This window comes from Pseudoduganella sp. UC29_106, assembly GCF_044055365.1.
Classification (GTDB): domain Bacteria; phylum Pseudomonadota; class Gammaproteobacteria; order Burkholderiales; family Burkholderiaceae_D; genus Rugamonas.
Genome location: NZ_CP171977.1, coordinates 3,713,081 through 3,728,258, shown reverse-complemented (window position 1 = coordinate 3,728,258; position 15,178 = coordinate 3,713,081). Strand labels below are relative to the sequence as shown.

General features: G+C 62.7%; 15 protein-coding genes and 2 pseudogenes. 11 read left to right on the top strand and 6 right to left on the bottom strand.

Annotated elements, in window-relative coordinates:
- Window positions 1-8 precede the first annotated feature (8 nt).
- From rnhB to ACHMW6_RS18770, 3 genes are all read left to right on the top strand, one after another.
- Entirely contained in the window at window positions 9-614 is a 606-nt protein-coding gene (gene rnhB / locus ACHMW6_RS18780; protein ID WP_395408651.1) for a ribonuclease HII, read from the top strand.
- Window positions 611-1,396 carry a TrmH family RNA methyltransferase gene (locus ACHMW6_RS18775; protein WP_395398870.1) on the top strand — a complete coding sequence of 262 codons (786 nt, stop codon included), beginning with the start codon at window positions 611-613 and terminating at the stop codon, window positions 1,394-1,396. The genes rnhB and ACHMW6_RS18775 overlap by 4 nt, the downstream gene beginning before the upstream one ends.
- Before the next feature lie 175 nt (window positions 1,397-1,571).
- Window positions 1,572-2,768, top strand: coding sequence for an EAL domain-containing protein (locus ACHMW6_RS18770; RefSeq protein WP_395398868.1), 1,197 nt, complete (start codon window positions 1,572-1,574; stop codon window positions 2,766-2,768).
- A gap of 114 nt (window positions 2,769-2,882) precedes the next feature.
- Here ACHMW6_RS18770 and ACHMW6_RS18765 read toward each other — a convergent pair.
- Window positions 2,883-3,732: pseudogene (locus tag ACHMW6_RS18765) on the bottom strand (pyruvate, water dikinase regulatory protein).
- A 223-nt stretch (window positions 3,733-3,955) separates the two neighbouring features.
- On the opposite strand from ACHMW6_RS18765, the pseudogene ppsA reads away from it, so the two are divergent.
- The 5 genes and pseudogenes from ppsA to ACHMW6_RS18740 all read left to right on the top strand — a co-directional run bounded on the left by ppsA (window position 3,956) and on the right by ACHMW6_RS18740 (window position 9,443).
- Window positions 3,956-6,317 (top strand): annotated as a pseudogene (gene ppsA, locus ACHMW6_RS18760) (phosphoenolpyruvate synthase).
- A 148-nt stretch (window positions 6,318-6,465) separates the two neighbouring features.
- Window positions 6,466-6,885 carry an NfeD family protein gene (locus ACHMW6_RS18755; RefSeq protein WP_395398866.1) on the top strand — a complete coding sequence of 140 codons (420 nt, stop codon included), beginning with the start codon at window positions 6,466-6,468 and terminating at the stop codon, window positions 6,883-6,885.
- A gap of 12 nt (window positions 6,886-6,897) precedes the next feature.
- Window positions 6,898-7,818: an SPFH domain-containing protein gene (locus ACHMW6_RS18750; protein ID WP_395398864.1), complete on the top strand. Its 921-nt coding sequence runs from the start codon at window positions 6,898-6,900 to the stop codon at window positions 7,816-7,818.
- A gap of 33 nt (window positions 7,819-7,851) precedes the next feature.
- The gene (locus tag ACHMW6_RS18745) at window positions 7,852-8,271 is read left to right on the top strand and encodes a DUF4259 domain-containing protein (protein ID WP_395398863.1); all 420 of its coding nucleotides are present in this window, start codon (window positions 7,852-7,854) and stop codon (window positions 8,269-8,271) included.
- Window positions 8,268-9,443 (top strand): hypothetical protein, encoded by a 1,176-nt coding sequence (locus tag ACHMW6_RS18740; protein WP_395398861.1) that lies wholly within the window; start codon window positions 8,268-8,270, stop codon window positions 9,441-9,443. Before ACHMW6_RS18745 ends, ACHMW6_RS18740 begins: the two co-directional genes overlap by 4 nt.
- 306 nt (window positions 9,444-9,749) lie before the next feature.
- Here ACHMW6_RS18740 and ACHMW6_RS18735 read toward each other — a convergent pair whose 3' ends face one another.
- Window positions 9,750-11,249, bottom strand: coding sequence for a ComEA family DNA-binding protein (locus ACHMW6_RS18735; protein ID WP_395398859.1), 1,500 nt, complete (start codon window positions 11,247-11,249; stop codon window positions 9,750-9,752).
- 58 nt (window positions 11,250-11,307) lie between these two features.
- Between ACHMW6_RS18735 and ACHMW6_RS18730 the strand changes: the two genes are divergently transcribed.
- From ACHMW6_RS18730 to ACHMW6_RS18720, 3 genes are read left to right on the top strand one after another with little or no spacing between them, the layout of a single operon-like run.
- Window positions 11,308-11,556: a DUF1272 domain-containing protein gene (locus ACHMW6_RS18730; protein ID WP_395398858.1), complete on the top strand. Its 249-nt coding sequence runs from the start codon at window positions 11,308-11,310 to the stop codon at window positions 11,554-11,556.
- The gene (locus ACHMW6_RS18725) at window positions 11,549-11,941 is read left to right on the top strand and encodes a hypothetical protein (protein ID WP_395398856.1); all 393 of its coding nucleotides are present in this window, start codon (window positions 11,549-11,551) and stop codon (window positions 11,939-11,941) included. The genes ACHMW6_RS18730 and ACHMW6_RS18725 overlap by 8 nt, the downstream gene beginning before the upstream one ends.
- A gap of 5 nt (window positions 11,942-11,946) precedes the next feature.
- A complete protein-coding gene (locus ACHMW6_RS18720) occupies window positions 11,947-12,777 on the top strand; it encodes an NAD-dependent protein deacetylase (protein WP_395398854.1) in 831 nt (276 codons plus the stop codon).
- Here ACHMW6_RS18720 and ACHMW6_RS18715 read toward each other — a convergent pair.
- From ACHMW6_RS18715 to smpB, 4 genes are all read right to left on the bottom strand, one after another.
- Window positions 12,755-13,210, bottom strand: coding sequence for a cupin domain-containing protein (locus ACHMW6_RS18715; protein ID WP_395398852.1), 456 nt, complete (start codon window positions 13,208-13,210; stop codon window positions 12,755-12,757). The two genes, ACHMW6_RS18720 and ACHMW6_RS18715, sit on opposite strands and share 23 nt — an antisense overlap.
- Before the next feature lie 40 nt (window positions 13,211-13,250).
- Complete coding sequence (locus tag ACHMW6_RS18710; protein WP_395398850.1) at window positions 13,251-13,793, bottom strand: FlgO family outer membrane protein; 543 nt, start codon at window positions 13,791-13,793, stop codon at window positions 13,251-13,253.
- Window positions 13,793-14,479, bottom strand: coding sequence for a hypothetical protein (locus tag ACHMW6_RS18705; protein WP_395398848.1), 687 nt, complete (start codon window positions 14,477-14,479; stop codon window positions 13,793-13,795). The genes ACHMW6_RS18710 and ACHMW6_RS18705 overlap by 1 nt, the downstream gene beginning before the upstream one ends.
- Window positions 14,480-14,673: 194 nt before the next feature.
- Window positions 14,674-15,123 carry an SsrA-binding protein SmpB gene (gene smpB, locus ACHMW6_RS18700; RefSeq protein ID WP_395398846.1) on the bottom strand — a complete coding sequence of 150 codons (450 nt, stop codon included), beginning with the start codon at window positions 15,121-15,123 and terminating at the stop codon, window positions 14,674-14,676.
- Window positions 15,124-15,178 lie beyond the last annotated feature (55 nt).

Genomic DNA, 15,178 nt, shown 5'->3' with positions numbered 1-15,178 from the left:
ACCCGGGACTGTTCGACGACTTGCCGTACTCGCTGGAAGAGATCATCTGCGGCGTGGACGAGGCAGGGCGTGGCCCGCTGGCCGGCCCGGTCTACGCGGCCGCCGTGATCCTGCACCGCGAACGTCCGATTCCCGGCCTGCGCGATTCCAAGAAGCTGACGGAAGCCAGGCGCGATGAGCTGGCGCCGCTGATCCGCGAGCATTGCATCGCCTGGGCCGTGGCGAAAGCGTCCGAGGCCGAGATTGACCGCCTGAACATCCTGCAGGCCAGCATGCTGGCCATGAAGCGGGCTGTGTACGCGCTTGCCACTGTCCCCACGCTGGCACTCATCGACGGCAACAAGTGCCCGGTGATGAAGATCCAGACCATTGCCATTATCGATGGTGACGACAAGATTGAATCCATTTCAGCCGCTTCCATCCTCGCGAAAACCGCGCGCGACGAAGCGCTGCTGAAGCTGCACAAGAAATACCCGCAATACGGTTTCGACCAGCACAAGGGCTACGGCACCGCGCTGCACCTGGAGCGCCTGCGCGAGCATGGCCCGTGTCCGGTGCACCGCCGCTCCTTTGCGCCGGTGCGCGAACTGATCGAGCGGGATGCCTTCCTATGAAACACATCACTTCGCGCGACAACGCGCAGTACAAGGATCTCAAGCACCTCGCCACCAGCTCGCAGGCCCGCCGCAAGGCCGGCCGCTCGCTGCTGGACGGCGTGCACTTGTGCGAAACCTGGCTGGAGCTGCGCGGCCATCCGGAACAATGCATCGTCAGCGAATCGGCGCTGCATAATCCTGAAGTCGCGGCCATCGTGGCGCGGCTGGAAGCGGAGCATGCGCACGTTCTCGGCATGCCGGATGCGATGTACAACGCGCTGAGCCAGGTCGAACACGGCGTCGGCGTGATGTTCCTGGTCTCAACTCCGCAAGATGCCGTGCCGGCGGCGCTGACCGTCAATGCCGTACTGCTCGACAATGTGCAGGACCCCGGCAATGTCGGCACCATCCTGCGCAGCGCTGCGGCGGCGGGCATCAAGGAAGTGTATTGCGGTCCCGGCACGGCCTTCTGCTGGTCGCCCAAAGTGCTGCGCGCTGCGATGGGTGCGCACTTCGTGCTCGATATCTACGAGAATGTCGAACTGGCGCCGCTCGTGGCCAGCGCGCGCATCGCCACGCTCGCCACCAGCGGCTACGCGGCCGAGCGGCTGTACGACCTCGACCTGCGCCAGCCCGTTGCCTGGATTTTCGGACACGAGGGGCAGGGCGTTTCCGATGAATTGCTTTCTTCGGCGAAACATAAGGTCGTCATCCCACACCTCGGCAAAGTCGAATCGTTGAATGTTGCCGCATGTGCATCGGTATGCTTTTTTGAACAAGTAAGGCAAAATCTCGGGTAGCGCAGACACGGCGGATCAATGATCCGCCCTACGCTTCACCACAGATCATCGGCCGACCGTCACGACGGATCGGCGGCCGCTTGGGCCGCCTGCGGCGCTCGCGGAATGTTTGAAACGCCTTGGCGTGTAGGGCGGATCATTGATCCGCCGTGCATGAACAGAGAGAAAAAAGACCATGGACATCGCAAGTTTGCATTTTTTGGTAGCGGAAGGTGAGCCTGTCCAGCGCGAGCTGATGGTCGGGATGCTGCGGCACATGGGTGCGCAGCAGGTGACCACGGTGTCAGACGGCCCAAGCGCCCTGCGCCTGCTGGAAAACGGCGTGAACGCGCCGGTAAGCATCGTGCTGATGGACCTCTTCCTGCCCGGCATGGATGGTCTGGAACTGATCCGCCGCCTTGGAGAAAGCAACAACAAGGCCGGCGTGATCGTGGTCGGCGGCCAGAACACCGACGTGATGTTCTCCGTCGAAACGATGGCGCAGGCCTACGGCGTCAACATGCTCGGCACCGCTGGAAGGCCGCTCAGCGCCGCCAAGCTCGAATCCCTGATCGAAAACTACGCGCCGCCCGCGCCCACCAGCGCCGAACCATTCCCGCCCGAATTCACCTTCGCCGAAGTCGGCCGCGGCCTGCAGGCGGACGAATTCGATCCCTTCTTCCAGCCCAAGATCGAGCTGGAAACGGGCCAGATCAAGGGCCTGGAAATGTTCGCCCGCTGGCGTCATCCGCAGCACGGCGTGCTGGGTCCGGGCGCCTTCGTGCCTGTGCTGGAAAAGGCCCGCCGCATCGACTTCCTCGACTGGAACATGATCGAGAAGTCCGTCGCCGCCTGCCGCAAGCTGCACGACAAGGGCATTCCGATTTCCTTCTCGATCAACGTGGCGCCGACCACGCTGCAGCATCCGCAGTTCATTGCGCAGATCACGGCCTGCATGGAGCGCCACCGCATCCTGGCGGATTACATCACTTTTGAGATCACCGAGTCCGCCGTGCTGACAGCCAATCCGCACTTCCTTGAACGCCTGCTGCGCCTGCGCATGATGGGCTTCGGCCTGGCGGTGGATGATTACGGGACGGGACGCTCGAACCTGCAGCTGCTGGCGGCGATTCCCTTCTCGGAGTTGAAAATCGACCGCAGCTTTGTGGACGGGGCTTCGAAGCGACGCGCGCTGAGCACGGTGCTGAAGTCGTACCTCGGACTGGCGCGCAGCCTGGATCGCCGTTCCACCGCCGTTGGCGTGGAGACGAAGCAGGATTGGGATTTCCTGCAGGGGCTGGGGTGTACTTATGCGCAGGGCTTTTACATCGCGGCGCCGATGCCGGTGGAGGAGATTCCTACCTGGCTCAATGAGTGGCGGCATTTCTTCTAAACCCACCCCGAAGGCTAGTGTCAGGCACTAAAGTGCCAGACACTCGGTCGGAGTCCGCGGCAATAAACAGGTGGCTGGCACTTCAGTGCCTGCCACCAGCCTTTGCCTTGGGTTCTAATACTGCGACCGATTCGGTTTAATCTCTTGCAGAATCGTCGTCGAAATCTCCTCAATCGACTTGGTCGTGGAGGAAAGCCAGCGAATCCCCTCGCGCCGCATCATCGCCTCCGCCTCATTCACCTCATACCGGCAATTCTCCAGCGACGCATACTTCGACCCCGCCCGCCGCTCATTGCGGATTTCGGATAAACGATTTGCCTCAATACTGAGGCCGAAGATTTTCGATTTATACGGATACAGCGCCGAGGGCAGCTTGCCGCGTTCGAAATCGTCGGGAATCAGCGGATAGTTGGCCGCCTTGATCCCAGTACTGCATCGCCAGATACAGGGAGGTCGGCGTCTTGCCCGAGCGCGAAACGCCCACCAGGATCACGTCCGCCGAAGAAAGATTCTTGTTCGATTGACCATCATCATGCGCCAGCGAGAAGTTGATGGCCTCGATGCGGTTCTTGTATTCCTCGCTGTCTACCACATTGTGCGAGCGGCCGATCGTGTGCGTGGACTTCACGCACAGCTCCTGTTCCAACGGGACCACAAAAGACTGGAACAGGTCCATATGCATCGCATTGGCGCGGTGGATCATGCTGGAAAGCTCAGTCTTCACCAGCGTTGAGAACAGGATCGGACGCGCGCCATCCTCATCCGCCACTTCGTTGATCTTGCGGACCGCATCGTAAGCCTTGTCCTCGCTGTCGATAAACGGCAGCCGGAACTGGCGGAATTTCATGTCGAACTGCGTGAGGACGGAGTGACCGAAAGTCTCGGCCGTAATGCCGGTACCGTCGGACACGAAGAATACAGTGCGTGCGCAAGTAGGTGGAGTAGGGCGTTGCTCTTGTGACATCAGAACGGTCTTTTCAGGTTTGCGAATCGTCAATTTGCTCGACAGGCTGTAAAATGCTTGCCAACGGTAAGATTGTGCTGCACGGCGCTAAGAATGACAAGAATGAATGCCGGCATGCCTGCGTAAAGATTTCTATCATCAAAAAGGTGTTTTTATGTCCAACGCAGCATTGAAGGAGCAGAACGACGAGGCCGTTTACGTGGCTTCGTTCGAAAACTTGCGAATGACGGATGTCGAATCCGTCGGCGGCAAGAACGCATCGCTGGGTGAAATGATTTCCCAGCTGGCTGGTGCAGGCGTGCGTGTGCCTGGTGGTTTCGCTACCACCGCTCAGGCTTTCCGTGACTTCCTGTCGCACAAGGCAGACGGCGCCCAGTCCCTGGCCGACCGTATCGCCGCGCGTCTGGATGGCCTGGATATCGACGATGTCCGTTCGCTGGCGGCAGCCGGCGCGGAAATCCGCCAGTGGATCGTAGATACCCCGTTCCAGCCTCGCCTGGCATCCGAGATCCGCGCTTTCTACGACCGCCTGGTCGCCGACTCCACCTCCGAAGTTTCGTTTGCCGTGCGTTCCTCCGCCACCGCGGAAGACCTGCCGGACGCTTCGTTCGCAGGCCAGCAGGAAACCTTCCTGAACGTGGTCGGCATCGACAACGTGCTGGACGCAATGAAGCACGTGTTCGCCTCCCTCTACAACGACCGCGCGATTTCCTACCGTGTGCACAAGGGCTTCACCCACGCTGAAGTGGCGCTGTCCGCCGGCGTGCAGCGCATGGTGCGTTCCGACGTGGGCGCGGCAGGCGTGATGTTCACCATCGATACCGAATCCGGCTTCAAGGATGTGGTCTTCATCACCTCCAGCTACGGCCTCGGTGAAACCGTGGTGCAGGGCGCCGTGAATCCGGACGAGTTCTACGTCCACAAGCCGATGCTGGAGCAGGGCAAGTCGCCTGTGATCCGCCGCAATATCGGCTCGAAGCTGATCAAGATGGAATTCACCAACGAAGCCAAGGCCGGCCGTTCCGTGAAGACTGTCGACGTGCCAATCGAACTGCGCAACCGCTACTCGCTGACCGATGCTGAAATCGTTGAACTGGCCAAGTACGCCGTGATCATCGAAAAGCACTACCAGCGTCCGATGGACATCGAGTGGGGCAAGGATGGCCGTGACGGCAAACTGTACATCCTGCAGGCGCGTCCTGAAACCGTGAAGTCGCAGCAGAAAGCCACCGATTCGCAGCAGCGCTTCAAGCTGAAGTCCTCCGGCACCGTGCTGACCTCCGGCCGCGCCATCGGCCAGAAGATCGGCGCCGGTCCGGTGCGCGTGATCCACGACCCAAGCGAAATGGAGCGCGTGCAGCCAGGCGACGTGCTGGTAGCCGACATGACCGACCCGAACTGGGAGCCGGTGATGAAGCGCGCTTCCGCCATCGTGACCAACCGCGGCGGCCGTACCTGCCACGCGGCGATCATCGCCCGCGAGCTGGGCGTGCCGGCTGTTGTGGGTTGCGGCGATGCGACGGAGATCCTGAAGGACGGTACTTTTCGTGACCGTGTCTTGCGCCGAAGGCGACGAAGGCAAGATCTACGACGGCCTGCTGGAAACTGAAGTATCCGAAGTGGTGCGCGGCGAGCTGCCGGAACTGAAGACCAAGATCATGCTGAACGTGGGTAACCCGCAGCTGGCCTTCGACTTCCAGTCCGTGCCGAACGCCGGTGTGGGCCTGGCCCGCCTGGAGTTCATCATCAACAACAACATCGGCGTGCACCCGAAGGCGATCCTCGAGTACCCGAACATCGACGCGGACCTGAAGAAAGCCGTGGAATCGGTGGCGCGCGGCCACGCTTCGCCGAAGCAGTTCTACATCGACAAGCTGGCCGAAGGTATTGCGACCATCGCTGCCGCTTTCTGGCCGAAGAAAGTGATTGTGCGCATGTCCGACTTCAAGTCGAACGAGTACAAGAAGCTGATCGGCGGTTCGCGCTACGAGCCGGATGAGGAAAACCCGATGCTGGGCTTCCGCGGCGCGGCGCGCTACCTGTCCGCGGACTTCGCCCAGGCCTTCGAGATGGAGTGCGTCGCCATGAAGCGTGTGCGCGAAGAAATGGGCCTGACCAACGTCGAGATCATGGTGCCGTTCGTGCGTACCCTGGGCCAGGCCGAGAAGGTGGTGAACCTGCTCGCCAAGAATGGCCTGAAGCGCGGCGAAAACGGCCTGCGCCTGATCATGATGTGCGAAGTGCCTTCCAATGCAGTACTCGCTGAGCAGTTCCTGCAGTACTTCGACGGCTTCTCCATCGGCTCCAACGACCTGACCCAGCTGACCCTGGGACTGGACCGCGACTCCGGCATGGAGCTGCTGGCCGCCGACTTCGACGAGCGCGATCCTGCCGTCCAGGCCCTGCTGGGCATGGCGATCCAGGCTTGCCGCAAGCTGGACAAGTACATCGGCATCTGCGGCCAGGGCCCATCCGATCATCCTGAGCTAGCCATCTGGCTGATGCAGCAGGGTATCGAGTCGATGTCCCTCAATCCGGACTCGGTTGTGGACACTTGGCAGAAACTGGCAGAAATGCAAAAATAAACCAACGACAAGCCTCGTTGCTTAGAAACCCCCGTGGCCTGTTGGCTGCGGGGGTTTTTTGTTTGCAGAACCCAAGGCGTAAAACAGGTGTCTGACACGTCGTGTCAGACACCAGGTTCACGCCGTGGGTTCTAACAAAGGAGACCAAATGGCAGACTGGATCATGTGGCTGATCGGCGCGGGCGTGCTGGTCATCCTCGAGCTGTTCTCAGGTACCTTCTACCTGCTGATGATCGCCATCGGCATGGCAGCGGGCGCCGCGACTGCGCTGATGCGTATCGACCTGCCCGGCCAGACCCTGGCGGCGGCGGTGGTGGGCGTGATCGCCACCATGCTGCTGCGCCGCAGCCGCTTCGGCAAATTCCAGCGCACAAATGCCGCCGCCGACCCCAACGTCAACATCGACATCGGCCAAAGCGTGCATGTCCCCGAATGGCAGGAACGTTCCGCGCGCGTGATGTACCGCGGCGCGATGTGGGACGTGGAACTGGCGCCGGGCGTACCGGCGCAACCCGGCACCTTCCGCATCTGCGAGATACGCGGCAGCCGGCTCATTGTAGGCGCATAAACAGGAGATCTCATGGAATTCACCGTTGGCACCCTTACGCTTATTGTCTTCATCGTTGCGCTGGTTTTCGTCTTCAAGACCATCAATGTCGTGCCGCAGCAGCACGCCTGGGTGGTCGAGCGTCTCGGCAAGTACCACGCCACGCTGGGGCCGGGACTGAACATCGTCGTTCCCTTCATCGACCGCATCGCCTACAAGCACGTGCTGAAGGAAATCCCGCTGGACGTGCCGTCGCAGGTCTGCATCACGAAGGACAATACGCAGTTGCAGGTGGACGGCATCCTCTACTTCCAGGTCACGGATGCCATGCGCGCCTCCTACGGCTCCTCCAACTACATCGCCGCCATCACCCAGTTGGCGCAGACCACGCTGCGTTCCGTGATCGGCCGCATGGAGCTGGACAAGACTTTCGAGGAGCGCGACCACATCAACTCCACCGTGGTGAACGCGATCGACGAATCGGCCAACAACTGGGGCGTGAAGGTGCTGCGATACGAGATCAAGGACCTCACGCCGCCGCAGGAAATCCTGCACGCGATGCAGGCGCAGATCACGGCGGAGCGGGGCAAGCGCGCGCTGATCGCCGCGTCCGAGGGACGCAAGCAGGAACAGATCAATATCGCTACCGGCGAGCGCGAAGCCGCGATTGCCCGCTCGGAGGGCGACAAGCAGGCCGCCATCAACCGCGCGCAGGGCGAGGCTGCAGCTATCCTGGCCATCGCAGAGGCTACTTCCGGCGCGCTGAAACAGGTCGGTAATGCGATCCAGTCGCCGGGCGGCGAGGAAGCCATGAACCTGAAGGTCGCCGAGCAGTACGTGGGCGCGTTCGCGCATCTGGCCAAGGCGAACAACTCGCTGATCGTTCCCGCCAACCTGGGCGATATTAGCGGCTTGATCGCCACCGCTTTGCAAGTCGTGAAGACGCAGAAGTAGGTACAATGCGCCTCAATTGAACTGGAGGTAGATGTGGGAACTTGGGCCGTAGGACCGTTCGGCAATGACTTCGCGCAGGACTGGGCGGAGGATCTGCAGGAATCGAAGGATCTGTATTTCATCGAAGAGACCCTGAACAATGTGCTTCAGGCGGAGACTACCGAGTACCTCGAGGCGCCGTTTGGCGCCGAGGCGCTGGCGGCGGTCGAAACGCTTTCGCGCCTGTATGGCCGCGGCGGCGCTGCCGACGAAGACTCCGCGGCTGTTGACGAGTGGGTTGCTACCGTCCTGCCCAAGTTCAAGTCCCGTCCCGACATCGCTGACAAAGCGCGCCGCGCGCTCGTGCTCGTGCTGTCGGACGCATCCGAACTGCGCGAGCTCTGGGAGGACAGCGAGCATTTCGCCGAATGGCGCGCTTCCGTGGACAACCTGAGCGCCAGGATGTCCGCATGACCTCGCGCCTGCGTGCCGCTTCTGCGCCCCGCGCTGCAGCCATCGTCACCGCGCTCGCCCTGATTGCATCGCCGCTCGTCGTCGCTGCCCCGGATGTCGTCGCTGCGCTGGCCGCTGGCGGCGCGGGGCAGGGGACGCAAGCCGGCGAGGCTGACGTCCTCGCCCGCCTTGCCCAAATCCGCGCGATGCAGGCGCCAGCGAACGACGCCGCCGCGCGCGAGCAAAACCGCGCCCTGGACAACGCCTGGCGCTTCTTCGGTGATAACAAACCTGCGTCACTGCCTGTGCTGCGCAGAGAGCTCGCCGCCGAGCTGCGCAAGCCGCAGCCAAACCAGCTGCTACTACTTGACGCCGGCCACTTCCTGCAACGGCAGGGCGAAGCGCAGGATGCAGCGCTATCCATGCAAGCCCTGCTCGCGATTGACCCCGATGCGCCACTGGTGAAGTCCAGCGCCGAACAGCTGTTCCGCTTCGTCCACGCCGCCGCAGCGAGCAAGAACGAACGCCTGTTCCCGTTGATGGACAATGCCTTCATCAAAAACAAAGTCACCGTCTTCGTCCCGCAGCATGCGTTCACGGTGGACGAATCCAGCGTCGCCGCCCTGATCTACGGCCAATACGGCGCCAAAGGTGAGGCTCACCTGCGCGGTCTGCTCAGCGACGGGGCGGTCGTCAACAAAGTCCTGGAAACGCTGATTTCGATCGGCTCGCCGGACAGCGTCCCTGCCGTGGCCAGGCTGTTGAGTACCGAAGACCCGGACACGTTCATGCGCGCCGTCACTTTCCTCGCCCGCACCGGCGGCCCGCAAGGCCGCGACGCGCTGCTGGCCTTTGATCCGAAGGCGCTGCTAGGCAAGTCCCGCGAAAACTTCCTGCCCCTGCGCGAGCGGCTGAAGGGCATGAACTTCGAGCAGATGCGCGGCCAGCGCAGCGAAACGCCGATCAGCGATGATGAAGTCCGCCGGAGGCTGCAATCGCTGGACGAGCGCTATGGGCAGCACGACGATTTGCAGCCGTCGGATATCTTCTATTCGAACCTGCCGAAGCAGTTCCTGATCGACGAGCTGACCCGCATCCGCGAGCGCACGCTGCTGCGGGTGAATGATGAGGCGCTGGCGGATCTGGAGCTGACCAATTCCGTATTGAACACGCTGCGTTATCGGGCGGAGTAGGGCGCCAGTCGACCCTCAGCCGAGGTGCCTCCCGTGGGAGCGCGCGCCCGGGCCGCCGGCTTCGCGATGCGGCGCCGGGACGCGGGCACGGCGGATCAATGATCCGCCCTACAGCCGGGTGCCCCGGCCGCTTGGCTCGGCGGCGGGGTTTCGCGATGCGGCGCCTGGACGCAAACACGGCGGATCAATCGATCCGCCCTACGCTGCGGTGGTGAGGCAACGTTGGTGGCGGGGAGCGTTGTCGCCGTGTGCGGTGGTGGGGCGCGGTCGGTGGGCGGGGCCGCCGCCGTCTTGTGCGGTGGCGGGTTATTCGCGCGGGTATGGCCCCGCCTTGATCGCCGCGTCGTGCATGGCTTGAATGGGCGCGGCTGGGAGGCCCGCTCGGCGCGCGAAATCGGTCACGCTGGTGAAATACCCATCCTTATCGCGACTCACCATCGCGCGCTCCGCAATGGCTGCTGATACGCCCGGCAGCGTCATCAACTGCTCGCGCTCCGCAGTGTTCAGATCTACTGTACGCACCGCCAGCACCGCATTCGCGCGCGATGGCCGCGAAGCATTGTGCGCCACGGCCGGCAGCATCCACAACGCCGCCCCAATCTGCGATTCCAGCCTGGCAGGATCCGCCTGCACCGCCGAAACCTCAGCCGCCATCGCCTTGCGCGCCGCCTGCAGCAGCGGGACGAAAGCATCGCCATCGCCAAAGCGTCCCGCAACAGCGAGCTGCTCGGCTTGCGCAGCCAGCGCCGGGGAGGTGAGGGCGCCATAACTGGTTTCGACCAGCACTTTGATAAAGCGCTTGCCATCGTCCTCCGACTGCGTGGCTAACAGGCGCGCCACGGTCGGCAGAAGCGGCGTGGCAACTGAAGGCTTCTGCGCGCGCAGAGCGTGGAAAGCCCTGAACATCGGCTCATACCGCGCCTTCAGAGCGTCCGCCCCGCCCAAGCCCGGCCCAAGATGGCGGAAGAAGAAAGTCGCCACCACACCTTCCGACGCCAACATCTGTGACGCATTCTTCAAGCGCGCCCGGTCAAACATCGTGCTCAGCTCACGTCGCTCAACGGCATCGCCCGCGCCGGGCAAGGTCACCGCGCGATGCACGAAGAGATTCTGCCGAACGCCTTCAACGCGATAGTGACGGTCCAGATGGTGCATCCACAGCGGCACATAACTGCGCGTCTCGACGCCCTGATCCTGTGCCAGTAGACGCTCGTTGCGCGTGAAGCGCCGCACCAGCGGCTGGAAGTGCGTCGCCCATCCTTCATCGAAAGCGGTCTGCTGATCGGTGATGCTGACGGAATGATGCGGCGTGCGCGAATGGCCTTCAGGCAGGTCACCAATCAGGCGACGCAGGAAAACGTGGCCCAATTCGTGAGCGAAGATCTCTTCGAAGCTGCCGTCGGCGGCGGAGTCGGCATCCACGACCAGGTCCACATAGGGCTCGGCCACCCAGCGCGTGCCGCCGGATTCCTGCAGCCAGAAGCCCTGCCGCGGAAAGCCGCCTTCTTCGAGCGACAGCAGCAGCCATGTATTCTTCCCGCTGCCCGAGATCTGCATCGCCAGATCGTCCAGCGCCAGCATATCGGCCGTGAATCCGCTTGTCGCTTCCTTCTGCAGCGCTTCGTAGAGCGCGCCGCTGGTAACGCGCGACAGCACCGGCGCGCTACCCGTGCCGCCTGGCCGCGCCTTCACTACAGGCGCCTTGTCGGCCATTACCGGCGCCAGCACGCCCAGTTCCGCGGCCGACGCAAGCGTGGCCGAACACGCCAGCGCAAGGCCGGCAAAAATCGCTCCCCAGTTCTTCATTTTTTCTCCTTTTGGGCATACTATCGCGGTTCCCTGTAGCGAACTATGGAGAAAATGTATGTTGCAAATGCGTCCAGGTTGCGAATGCTGCGACCGTGATCTTCCACCCGATTCCAAGGACGCGCGCATCTGCTCCTTCGAATGCACCTTCTGCGTCGATTGCGTGGACACGAAACTGAAAGGCGTTTGCCCGAACTGCGGCGGCGACCTGATGCCGCGGCCCACTCGCGCCGCCAGCAAGCTTGCCAAGAATCCTGCGTCCACCACACGCATCTACAAGCCCGAAGGCTGCGCGACGCGTGATTAAGCCCGTCGGCGCGTTCGCGGCGGTCAGCCTGGCGCTAGCCGCCAGCGCATCGTCCGCCACCGCGCCGATGACCGCGCCCTGCGCCTTCGCCCAAGCCCTGCGCGACTCAACCAGCACGCTCGCCGAGGACCTGCCCGTCACGGAGCGTCCACCAATCCTGGATACGGCGGATGCCAACCTCACCATCCTGGACCTCGCGACCAACCTCTTGATCGACCATCCCTACATCTACCGCGCCGTAATCGACCTCGATCGTAGCGAAGTGTGGTTGCGGCGCAGCGGCGGCTACACCGGCCAGGAAGAGTGGCGCGGGCCGCTCGCACTGGCACGCAACGCCGATCTCGCGGGCTGCAAAGGCAAGAAACGCGGCGAAGTGCTAATGTAGCGGGCATGGAAAGTCAGCTTGTAGAATTTTTGCGCCACCACCAGCGCGTGCTGGTGCTGACCGGTGCGGGCCTGAGCACTGCGTCCGGCATCCCCGGCTATCGCGACAAGGACGGCATCAGGCGAGGGCGCGCGCCAATCGAGGGCCCCGAATTCCGCCGCCACGAAGCAGTGCGCCGGCGCTACTGGGCGCGCAGCATGGTCGGCTGGTCAACGCTTTCGGGGGCGCACCCGAACGAGGGCCACCGTGCATTGGCGGAACTGGAAGCGTCCGGCCACATCTCGGCCGTGATCACGCAGAACGTGGACGGCCTGCACCAGCGCGCAGGCGCCCGCAATCTCATCGAACTGCATGGGAATATCCACCAGGTAGTCTGCCTCAATTGCGGCAGGCGAGTGCCACGCGCCGCGCTGCAGCAGCGGCTGAACGCACTCAATCCTGAATTCTCCAATCTGCTCGCCCATCCACTGCCGGACGGCGACGCCCAGCTGGAACCGGATTCCCTGGAAGATTTCCACGTACCGGCCTGCGAAGCCTGCGGCGGCATGCTGCAGCCGGACGTCGTCTTCTTCGGCGATAACGTGCCCAAGGAACGTACCGAAGCCGCTTTCGCGCACATGGCGGAGGCGGACGCCCTGCTCGTCGTGGGATCTTCGCTGATGGTCTTCTCAGGCTACCGCTTCTGCCGCATGGCCGCGCAGGACGGCAAGCCTATCGCCGCCGTCAACGCCGGCAAAACCCGCGCCGACGACCTTCTGGCCTTCAAGCTGGAAGCGGCCGCGCAGGAGGTGCTGCCGCGCGTGGTTCAGCTGCTCAGTTCTGCGGCAGCATCGTGATGCCACTCGGGCCGTGGCCTACGATCTGGATCACGGCTTCGCCATCCTTCGCCCAGGTATAGTGCGCCTGCCCCGCAGGTTCGGTCCAGGTGCTGCCCGCGGGCATGGCGCGCATCCCGCTCTCGTCGAAGCGTTCGCCATAGCCCACATAGACGGTGCCTGACAGGACCACCACCACGCGGTCGTCAGGATGGAAATGCGGCTGTATCTTCAAGCCAGCAGGGAATTTCGCGCGCACCACGTAAATGCCAGTGCCGCTGGCAGCGCCGAGTATCGCTGTCTGCTGTGTGCCGGAGGGACTGGTGGACGTTGGAAGCTGGCCCAGCTCGCCGGCCGAAATGCGGGCAGGCTGCAGCGACTGTGCAAGCGCGGTGGGATGAAGCGAAAGCATGGCTGCAGCGCAGGCAAGCCATGCCGGGATCGTGCGAGTCATTGGCATCTCCTGCAGAACAGGATGTCCTGCAGGGCCTATTTTAACGCTGCAGCAGCATGGAGCGGACGACGGTGTCCTTGGCCAGCACGAAGTCCTGCCCGGCCAGCACGAAGTTATTCTGCGGCTGGACGACCTTGACGTTGATGAAGACCGCGTCGCTGGTTTCGGCATAGGAGCCGACTACCACGGCTTGTGCATTGTGATTCTGCGCGACTTCTCCGATTTCGCGGGTCAGCATCAGCTCACCCTGGCCGCGCTTCAGGTAGACGCTGTTCCGGAGCTTCATCTCCAGCATCTTCAATCCGCCCTGCGCGAGGCGCGTGGAGATCTGTTCGGAGACCAGGCGGCCCAGCGTGGACGTCTGCTCCAGCGAATCGATGTTGACGATGGTCGCCATGATCAGCGGCTTGTCCGCCACCAGGCGGCCGGAAAGCTGTTGGAGCAGGGCGTCCGCCGCCTTGTAGTTCGAGGCCACGAACTGGTTGGACGAAACGGCCGCGTAATTCGGCTCCTCTTTCGGTGGTGTGGTGGAGCAGGACGCCAGCAGCAGCGGCAGCAGGCAGGCAAAGGCAAACTTGCGCATCAGCGGTCTCCCCTTACCTTGAACAGCTTCGTCACCTGGACCTCTTTCAGTGCTTCGTCCTTGATGCCGTACAGGGCGCGGTCGCTGTCTGCGACGTAGTAGGCGTTGGTGGAGCGCGCGTAATAGCGGAACTGGTCGCTGACGGACGCGGTGATGATCAATTCGGTTTGCGGCGTGTCGCCCGAGGCGTACTGGCTGCTGTACCAGTTGTAGCCGTCGAAGCCCGCGGCCCCGGCAGCGATCGCGAAGCCTGGGTCGATGTCGGCCAGCATCCATACGCCGGTGCCGATGGCGGCCGGCACTCCGGCATAGCGGCTTTGCGGACGGCCAGGGGCGAACGTGTAGGCCTGCACGTCCAGATCAACGCGCAGTGCGCCGGCCGGCGAGCGGGACACGACCTGGCCCTGGTTCACCATCGCCGAAATCAGCTGGGTGGTCAGTGCGCGCTGGAAGGGTGAGGCCTGGGACGGCTCGGCGATGTAGAAGGGGCGCTGCGGACCTTTCTTCAGCTCCGAAATCAGATGCTGGGACATGCTGTTGGCGATCACGCCCCAATGCGCCGCCGCCTGCAGCTTTTCCTGCTTGGACGACGGGAAATTCGATGCAATCGGAACCGGGGAGTGCGGTGTGGCGCAGCCCGCCAGCACGGCGGCGGCCGTCATCGCAAATACAGCTTTGGTCAGCATGTTTCCCCTCTTCAACGGTTTTCGATTAGCCGCCGAAGTGTACCACGTGGGTTTCCGGTTGGAAACAACGTGGTGGGAATGCTACGTTAAAACCGGAAAGGCTGGTGGCAGCCACGATGTGGCAGCCACCTGGTCAGCGCCGCGTGAACAAGTGTCAGCCACATCGTGGCTGACACTAGCCCTTGCCTTGGGTTTCAGCGGCGATGCTGCTTCATCGCCGACTGCACCTCGCGATTGGCATCGCGATCCTTCTCCGACGCCCGCTTGTCGTGCTGCTTCTTACCCTTCGCCAGCCCAATCTCGCACTTAACCCGGCCACCCTTGAAGTGCAGATTCAGCGGCACCAGCGTATACCCCGCCCGCTCAACCTTGCCGATCAGCTTGTCGATCTCCTGGCGGTGCAGCAAAAGCTTGCGCGTGCGCACGGCTTGCGGATGGATGTGGGTGGACGCGGTCGGCAGTGCGCTGATGTGTGCGCCAAACAGGTAAAGTTCGTTATCGCGGATCGTAACGTAGGCTTCCTTGATCTGGACGCGCGCATCGCGGATTGCCTTCACTTCCCAGCCTTCAAGCGCGATGCCCGCTTCATAGCGGTCCTCGATGAAGTAGTCGTGAAAGGCTTTGCGGTTATCGGCAATGGTCATGTGTAAAAATGCGCGGGTCGGTTAAACTACGGTTCTTTGACAACATCATATCAAA